Below are 8,128 nucleotides of genomic sequence, written 5' to 3'. Positions count from 1 at the left end.
CAGCAAAGCGGCCAAGAAATAAAGTTGCCCATCGACCGGCATTCCGGCCCCGGCGGCGGTCACGGCGTTGGTGGCGAAAATCAGCACCGGGATATACAGCGGCAGCACCAGCAGGGAGAGCAGCACCCCGCCGCGCCGGAGGCCCACCGTCAGCGCCACGCCGATGGCGCCAATCAAACTCAGCAGCGGCGTCCCCACCAGCAGGGTGAGTTCCAGCGCATAGATGGCTTTGGGTGGCATGGACAGGAACAGCGCCAGGAGCGGCGCCATCAACAGCATGGGCAGCCCCGACACCAGCCAATGGGCCAGCACTTTCGCCAGCACCAGCGCCGACAGCGGATGGGGACTCAGCGCCATCTGCTCCAAGGCGCCGTCGTCGAAATCGGAGCGGAACATGTTCTCCAGCGAGAACAGCGCCGCTAAGAGGGCCGCGATCCAGATCACGCCGGGCGCGATTTTCCGCAGCAGCGGCTCCTCCGGGCTGACCCCCAGCGGGAACAGCGTCACCACGATCATGAAGAACAGCAAGGGATTCGCCAATTCGCCACGATGCCGGAAGGCCAGCAGCAAATCGCGCTTGAGCAGCGCCAGGAAGGCGCGGGAGAGATTATTCATCAGAACTACGCACATTCCGTTCGTGCTGAGGTATCGAAGCATGAGCGGAATGTTGCCCCCGCCATTCACCCTTCGATACCCCTGTCCTGAGTGCAGTCGAAGGGTCAGGGCGAACGGCGGGGGCAACTACGCGAATCACGCAAACGTCTTTCATGCCAAAACCAGTTTACTGAGACCGCCCCGCAACTCCACCGCCTGATGGGAGGTCAGCACCGCCAGCCCGCCGCGCTCGGCGTGTCGCTCCAACAGGGTTTGCACCATGGCGACCCCGGACACATCCAGCGCGGTGAACGGCTCGTCGAGGATCCACAGCGCCGCGCCGGAGGAAATCATCCGGGCCAGGGCCACCCGCTGCCGCTGCCCGGCGGACAGCGCCCGCACCGGCAAATCGCCCCGGTCGAATAGCCCGACCTCTTCCAGTGCTTCTTCCAGCCGCTCGGTGGAGTCGGGCACGCCGTTAAGGGCGAAGGCAAGGCGCAGGTTTTCCAACACCGACAGTTCCGCCTTCAGTCCTAAGTGATGGCCGAGATAAGCGATTTCTCCGAAGAACACCGCCCGGTGGGAACCCCGGATCGGCTCGCCCCGCCAATGCACCTCACCCTCGCTGGGCGGGCTGAGTCCCGCCAGAATGCGGAGCAGGCTGGTCTTGCCGCTGCCGTTGGCGCCTTCCACTTGCAGCACCTCGCCGGGGGCGACGCCGAAGCTCAGGTTTTCGAACAGCAGGCTTTCGCCGCGCAGGCATTCAAGGTTCAGGGCTTGGAGTATGGGGGCGGTCCCGGTCATGGAGAGATTCAGGCGGGGTGGGTGCGGACAAGGCCGCGCATTATCGCAGAATCGGGGGCGGGCTTGGATGCTGCGGCATATCCCCCGATTCGGTCAGGCCATATAGGATGGGTGGAGGCGCACACGACGGGGTTGAAGCATCCGGTAGCTTTTGCCGTGCGCCGTAACCCATCGTGCCGACCAGGATGATGGGTTACGGCGCGGCGAGAACCACGGGTGGCTCGTAGCCACCCCTTGTGCGCCTTCACCCATCCTACAAGTCTGGCATTTCATCAAATAACCCCATCTCGCCGCTATCCTGATGTTCCACCACGTCGGCAACGGGCTGGTTTCCGCCGCCCTCCTCCCCCGTCAAAAATGCATCAATCCGCTCCGCTAACGAAGAACTCTTCTCCACATGCCGGGCGTAATAAATCAGCGAGGACACGGCGGTGCGCTGCTTGAGCGGATCCCACAGCTCGACAATCCGCAGCAAATCATCCGTGTCCAGCGCCTTCAAGCCCAAACTCTCGATCCGGTCCCGCGCGTCCTCGCGGAAGCCCAGCGCCACTAAGAGGCCCAGCGTGCCGCGCCGCCCGGTTTCGTTGGCGAAGCCTTCCAGGTCCGGCACGTCGGCGGGCTTGATGTCGAACTGCTTCACCTCCGCCGAAATGGCGAGCCGGGCGCCGTCCCAGCCGTCGATGTCGCCGACCCGCTGCAAGCGCTTGGAGCCGGTGCGCACCTTGTCGATCTCCACCTGCAAATGCGGATTGTCCGCCCGCAGGAAGCCGAACACGATCCCCTGGAACGCCGCCCCGGTGGGTTCGCCCTTGCGGGCCGTCATGTCGAAGCCCTCCAGAATTCGTCGGAACAGCGGTGGCTCCAGACGCACGGCGCTGGGATCGAAGGCTTGGCTGCGGAGCGTTTCCAGCACATGGTCGGCGACCCGCTGGCGCAGCTTCGCCAGTTCGTCCGCCGAGCATCCCGCCAGCGCGTCCAGCCACGGCGTGTAATCGGCCCAGGCCTGGGTGGCGTGCGGGGCGCAACTGGGATAGTCGAAACGCTTGTGTTCGGCCCGGAAGAACCGCTCCGCCGCGTTGTAGAACGGTCGGAGGCTCAGCGTGCCACCGCCGGGCAGGGACACGATCAGGGTATTGGCCCGCTTGCCGCCGCTGGTGGCCGCTTGCCGGGGGAAGCGTTCCAGCACCTCGTCGAAGTTCCGCGCCCCGCTGCCGGGCACGTCCAGCCGGGTGAAGAAGTCGATGAAGGCCAGCAGCAGCCCCGCCGAGAACTTGCGGGCGGGAAAGCCCCGCGCGAAGTTGAAGAACAGATCGTTGGGTGTCACGGCGCGTCCACATCCAAGTCGGCCAGCGACCGGAACGCAGCCCTAGCCATGGCGTAATAGCCGGTGTCGCGGTCGGTGCCGATGGCGTGGTAGCCGATGGACTCGGCGGCGGCGAGGGTCGAGCCGCTGCCCGCGAAAGGATCGTAGACGATGCCCACGCCCAGCGGCAGGCTGGCCCGCACCAGTTGCCGGAGGAAGCGTTGCGGCTTGAGGGAGGGATGCGGCGCAATGTCCCGTTCCCGGCCACGGGTCGGCGAACAGGTGATGACATCCTTGAACGGCTCGGTGTCGGAAATCCGCCGTAAGCCGCCGGTGCCCCAGTGGCGGAGATTCTCCGCCACGGTGCCGTCCAAGGGTTTGCGGAAGATGCCCCACGGCTCCCAACAGGAGCGGGCCATGGCCGACACGCCGTCGAATTCATGCTCGGCACCCTTGGGCCGGTCGCCGCCACGCAGGGTTTGCACCAAGCGGATCACTTCGCCGCGTTTTTCCAGGCCGCTTTGCTGGAAAGCGTGGAAGGTCCAGGTGGACAGCAGCGGATTCGAGGCCACGAAGATATGCCCGCCCGGCACCAGGGCGCGGCGCAGTCCGTAGGCCAGAGCGCCAAAGAAGTTGTACAGCCCCGCGATTTCATCCCGCGACAACACGGTGAAGCGCGGCAGGGGTCGGCGCTTGGCACCATCGAAGGAGGGCGGAATGCGCCACACCCCGCCCCGGCCTTTCAGGAGCTTGCGATGGTGTTTGTCGTCGTACTCGATCAGGCCGTAGGGCGGATCGGTGACGACGGCGTGGATGGAATCGGGCGGCAGTTCGGCCAGCCATTGGATGGCGTCGGCCAGGACGTAGGTGGCGCGGGGGGAGAGGTGGGCGCGGGGCTGTTCTCCGATGGAGCGCACTTGCTCAAAGGCCGATTTCCGGCGCGTTTCCGCTGTGCGGCGGGATGGGTGAAAGGATTCGCGGGGTTCGTGAGGCCGGAGGGAGTCGGGGGATTCCATTATTTTGAGGGGGTCGCATTCTTGGAGTTTGGTGGCAAATTATGCCAGTTAGCGGACCCTTCCGGGGGAACCGCCCGGCGTTGTTCCCTTCGACTCCGCTCAGGGAACGGCTATAGCGGGTGGTCGCTGTTCGCAATCGTTGGCTGAGCTTGGCCTGAGCGAAGTCGAAGGGCGGAGTCGAAGCCAACCCCGCTTAAAACTCCATCACATGAGGAATAAACCATGGACCAAATCGAAATCATCCAAGCCGACATCACCAAGCTGGGCGTGGACGCCATCGTCAACGCCGCCAACGAGAGCCTGCTGGGCGGCGGGGGCGTGGACGGCGCCATTCACCGCGCCGCCGGGCCGAAGCTGCTGGAGGAATGCCGCGCCCTGCACGGCTGCCCGACCGGCCAGGCCAAGCTCACCGCCGGTTATAACCTGCCCGCGAAACACGTCATCCACACCGTCGGCCCGGTCTGGCGTGGCGGCGGGCGGGGCGAGGCGGACTTGCTGGCGTCCTGTTATCGGGAGTCGCTGCGGCTGGCGGCGGCGCATGGCCTGAAGACGATTGCTTTCCCCGCTATTTCTTGTGGGGTATATGGCTATCCGCTGGACCGGGCAGCGCGGGTGGCGGTGGGGACAATCCGGGCGGAATTGGCGGAGTATCCGGGGATTGAGAAGGTGTATTTGGTGTGCTTCGGCGGGGAGGTGCTGGGGGCTTATCGGGGGGCTTTGGATACCGATGGTTAGCAGATACCCAAGAAGTCAGTCCGTAGTCCGTAGGATGCGGTGACGCAGGAACCGCATCGTTCGCGATTGATGCGCTTCGTTCCTCAGCGCATCCTACGGCCCTTGGCGCCGGGCATGGGTAAATGCCCGGCCTACGGAGACTTCACATCCCGCTGAATCACCGACAACAAAAAAGGGCGAGCGAAGCCGCCCTTTTCAGCCAATGCCGAGCAATGAATCCCCGGCCTACTTCGCCTCCCAATCCTCTTCCCACATATCGTGCTTGATGGTGAGCCGGTTGGCGATGAGTTCGTCGATGGACGGCTCGTCGCTCAGCGCCCGCTGGATGGCGAGCTTGGTGGCCTCGTAGTTGGTCCGATACATATCGGCCTTGTCCAGATTGGGGTCTTTGGCGGCGCGGGGGTCGATCCACACCAGGCTGATGATGCACAGATCATTCACTTGGTCGCGGGGGATGATGCCCTCGATCACGCAATCCAGCACCGCGTCGGCGGTGGCGGACTGCACCACGCCGCCGAACAGGTCGATATTGGCCGAATCCTTCAGCGTCACCTTGGGCGCGATCATGGTGGCGGGCCGGACCATCTGGTTGCAGGCGCGGATGGCGAACATGGCGGTGTGGCCCTTGGACTGCGCCATCATGTTGGCGAACGCCTGACCGACCGGGCCGTCCACGGAGCCAATCAGGATTTCCGGCATGGCGTCGGTGGCCTGGTCCTCGGCGGCCAGCACGGTGGCTTCCCCGGCTTTGAAGATAATTTTGTTGGACATGGCGGGTTCCTCCATAGGGTGACTGAAAGCGCGCATGGTATAGAAGCGCTTGGGGCCGGGCAAATCGGCGGCTAGAATCAACCCGCCGGAACGCACGCCACTCACTTCACTCAAGAAGGAGCCGATTATGAAGTTTGAAGCCGTGTTGCCCGCTAGCAGCGCCTTGGTCGAAAAAGTCCTGGTCCTGCTGCTGGTCGGGATTCTGGGCTACGCCTGCCTGGTCGTGGCCTCGCCCTTTGTGGTTCCTTTCATCTGGGCGGTCATCCTGGCCTTATCGACCTGGCCGTATTATCTGAAAGTGGCTGGCTGGCTAGGCGGGCGCCGGGGACCCGCCGCCGTCGCGTTGACGCTGGTGATTCTGCTGGTGTTCGTGGTGCCGGTGATGCTCGCCTTCAACGCGGCGGCGGAACGGCTGCCCTCGCTGGAAAGCCTCAGCGGTCGGGCCGCCGAACTGCGCACCAGCGGACCTCCCGAGTGGGTGGGCGCGCTGCCGCTGGTCGGGGGGAGGCTGGACGCCGAATGGCGGGCGGGCAGGCTGAACGCCCTGCTCGATCCGCAAAAAATCCGGCCCGCGATAGCCCCGGTGGCGGGCTGGCTGCTGCAACAGGGCGCCAATCTGGCGATGACCGGCTTGCACATCATTCTCGCCACGGTCATGGCCGGATTGCTCTACGCCCACGGCGAGAAAGCCGCCACCGTCGCCGAACGGTTCGCGCAGCGGCTTGGCGGGGCCGAAACGCTCAATGCCCTGCATATCGCGGCGCGCACCGTTCAGGGCGTGTCCGTGGGCGTCATCGGCACGGCCATAATCCAGGCCATTTTGTCAGGGATAGGCTTCGCCGTGGCGGGTGTTCCCGGCGCCCCGCTACTGGGCCTCGTAAGCTTCATGACGGCGATGATGCAGGTCGGCACCGGACTGGTCTGGATTCCCGTCGCCCTCTGGCTGCATTACCAGGGCAGCGACGGCTGGGCCACCTTCACCGTGGCGTGGGGCATTTTCGTCAATGTCATCGACAACTTCATCAAGCCCTACCTCATTGGCCGGAGCGGCAGGTTACCGTTCCTGCTCATTCTGGTGGGCGTGATCGGCGGCTTGCTGGCCTGGGGATTCATCGGCATTTTCCTCGGGACGACCCTGCTGGCCGTGGCTTACACGATCTTTTTCGATTGGCTGGATAACAGTGAGCCGACGGCTGACAAGGCTAGCACGGCGCAAGCGGTTGATTCGCAAGATCACGATTCCTCGCGCATTTAGAGCATTTTCATTCCGAGCGTACGGACAGCTAGGCCGTGGGAGCGGGCTTTAGCCCGCGACTGATGCTCGAAACGTGGGCTAAAGCCCACACTCCCACGGGCCGGACATCCAATCCGAAAACGCTCTAGCTGGTCAAACGGATAGGACTTACGCAGCTTTTGGCTCGTAGTCCCGCCTTCCGGTGGCGTAACAGCCGCCTGAAGGCGGGACTACGAATTTTTAAGTCATTGAATAATAAGGGCGGCGTAAGTCCTAAAGGATCAAAAGGAGACCCACCCCATGTCCATCCTCATCGGCACCGCGTCCTGGACTGACCAAAGCCTGATTGATTCCAAGCTGTTCTACCCGCCGGAAGCCAAGACGCCGGAGGACCGGCTGCGCTTCTACGCCGAGCGCTTCCCGCTGGTGGAGGTGGACAGCAGCTATTACGCCCTGCCGTCGGAAAAGAACGCGGCCCGCTGGGCGGAACGGACGCCGCCCGCGTTCGTGTTCAACGTGAAAAGCTTCCGGCTGTTCACCCAGCACCAGACGCCGCCCAACGCCCTGCCGGCGGACATCCGCGCCGCGCTGGGTCCGGCGGCGATGAAGCGCAACGTCTATTACAAGGACGTGCCGGACGACTTGCGGGAGGCATTGTGGGCGCGGTTCCTCGGCGCGATTCGGCCCCTGCGGGAAGCGGGCAAGCTGGGCGTGGTGCTGTTCCAGTTTCCGCCGTGGTTCGTGTACGGACGGGACGGCTTCGAGCATATCGAGCGTTGCGTCGAAATCATGGCCGGTTGCCGGGTCGCGGTGGAATTCCGGCACCATTCTTGGCTGGACGAGAAGCACCGCTCCGAAGTGTTGGAATTCGAGCGGAAGCATGATTTAGCCCATGTGGTGGTGGACGAGCCGCAAGGGTTCGGCAACAGCATTCCGGCGGTGTGGGAGGCGACTTCGTCGGAGGTGGCGGTGGTCCGGCTGCATGGCCGCAACGCGGCGACCTGGAATATCAAGGGTGCTGCGTCCTCGGCGGAGCGCTTCAATTACATCTACTCACGGGACGAGCTAGGCGAGATGGCGGACCCCATCCGCGCCCTGGCCGACGCGGCGGCACAGGTGCATGTGGTGTTCAACAACAACATGGGCAACTACGCCCAGCGGAACGCTGCGGAGTTGATGGAGATTCTGGAATAGCCCAAAAGCGAGGATTTGTCCCGGCCCGCGCCGTCAATGCCCATGCCTGCCACCCCAGCCACGCCCCCGGTCATAGCCCCGCCAGCCATGGCCCCCCCAACCGTGTCCGTGTCCATGTCCATGTCCGCCATAGGATCGGTGGCCGTAATAAGCTGGCCCATAATAAGGCCGGTATCCGTAGCCACCATAATAAGCCCCGCCGTGGGGATGGCCGTGATAGACGCAGCCTTGCAGGAGCAGGATTAATCCAAGAGCCATCAAGCAGAAAAAGCGTTTCATAGCGAGCCTCTCGCGCATTGCGGCCAAAAACCGCCGCTGTTATGGCTTAGAGTAGCGTAATGAGATTAACGCAGGCTTAATGGGAGTAATAAAGTATTTGCAGGGTGGGTTAGGCGCACATCATGAGATGCTTTATATTCCAGTCAGTTTTGCCGTGCGCCGTAACCCACCATGCCAGCTGGCGCGGTGGGTTACGGC

8 protein-coding genes are annotated in these 8,128 nt (G+C 63.7%); 3 read left to right on the top strand and 5 right to left on the bottom strand.

Annotated elements, in window-relative coordinates:
• The 4 genes from ccmB to ACXWUF_RS14395 form a co-directional block, all read right to left on the bottom strand.
• The coding region (gene ccmB / locus ACXWUF_RS14410) for a heme exporter protein CcmB (RefSeq protein WP_458495342.1) at positions 1–615 on the bottom strand (615 nt) is incomplete at its 3' end.
• Between the two features lie 150 nt (positions 616–765).
• The gene (ccmA, locus tag ACXWUF_RS14405) at positions 766–1,398 is read right to left on the bottom strand and encodes a cytochrome c biogenesis heme-transporting ATPase CcmA (RefSeq protein ID WP_458495341.1); all 633 of its coding nucleotides are present in this window, start codon (positions 1,396–1,398) and stop codon (positions 766–768) included.
• Positions 1,399–1,651: 253 nt separating this feature from the next.
• A complete protein-coding gene (locus ACXWUF_RS14400) occupies positions 1,652–2,722 on the bottom strand; it encodes a hypothetical protein (protein WP_458495340.1) in 1,071 nt (356 codons plus the stop codon).
• The gene (locus ACXWUF_RS14395) at positions 2,719–3,618 is read right to left on the bottom strand and encodes a DNA-methyltransferase (RefSeq protein WP_458495339.1); all 900 of its coding nucleotides are present in this window, start codon (positions 3,616–3,618) and stop codon (positions 2,719–2,721) included. The genes ACXWUF_RS14400 and ACXWUF_RS14395 overlap by 4 nt, the downstream gene beginning before the upstream one ends.
• A gap of 321 nt (positions 3,619–3,939) precedes the next feature.
• Here ACXWUF_RS14395 and ACXWUF_RS14390 point away from each other — a divergent pair, with 321 nt between their 5' ends.
• Positions 3,940–4,452 carry an O-acetyl-ADP-ribose deacetylase gene (locus tag ACXWUF_RS14390; RefSeq protein WP_458495338.1) on the top strand — a complete coding sequence of 171 codons (513 nt, stop codon included), beginning with the start codon at positions 3,940–3,942 and terminating at the stop codon, positions 4,450–4,452.
• A gap of 225 nt (positions 4,453–4,677) precedes the next feature.
• Here the strand turns inward: ACXWUF_RS14390 and fae are convergent, their stop codons facing one another.
• Positions 4,678–5,223, bottom strand: coding sequence for a formaldehyde-activating enzyme (fae, locus tag ACXWUF_RS14385; protein WP_458495337.1), 546 nt, complete (start codon positions 5,221–5,223; stop codon positions 4,678–4,680).
• Between the two features lie 127 nt (positions 5,224–5,350).
• Here fae and ACXWUF_RS14380 point away from each other — a divergent pair, with 127 nt between their 5' ends.
• Positions 5,351–6,478, top strand: a complete 1,128-nt coding sequence (locus tag ACXWUF_RS14380) for an AI-2E family transporter (RefSeq protein WP_458495336.1) — start codon at positions 5,351–5,353, stop codon at positions 6,476–6,478.
• Positions 6,479–6,757: 279 nt separating this feature from the next.
• Positions 6,758–7,651, top strand: coding sequence for a DUF72 domain-containing protein (locus ACXWUF_RS14375; RefSeq protein WP_458495335.1), 894 nt, complete (start codon positions 6,758–6,760; stop codon positions 7,649–7,651).
• Positions 7,652–8,128 lie beyond the last annotated feature (477 nt).

Source organism: Methylomagnum sp., from assembly GCF_054333355.1.
The sequence above is the reverse complement of the archived record's forward strand: the minus strand, read 5'-3'. Positions and strand labels throughout refer to the sequence as shown.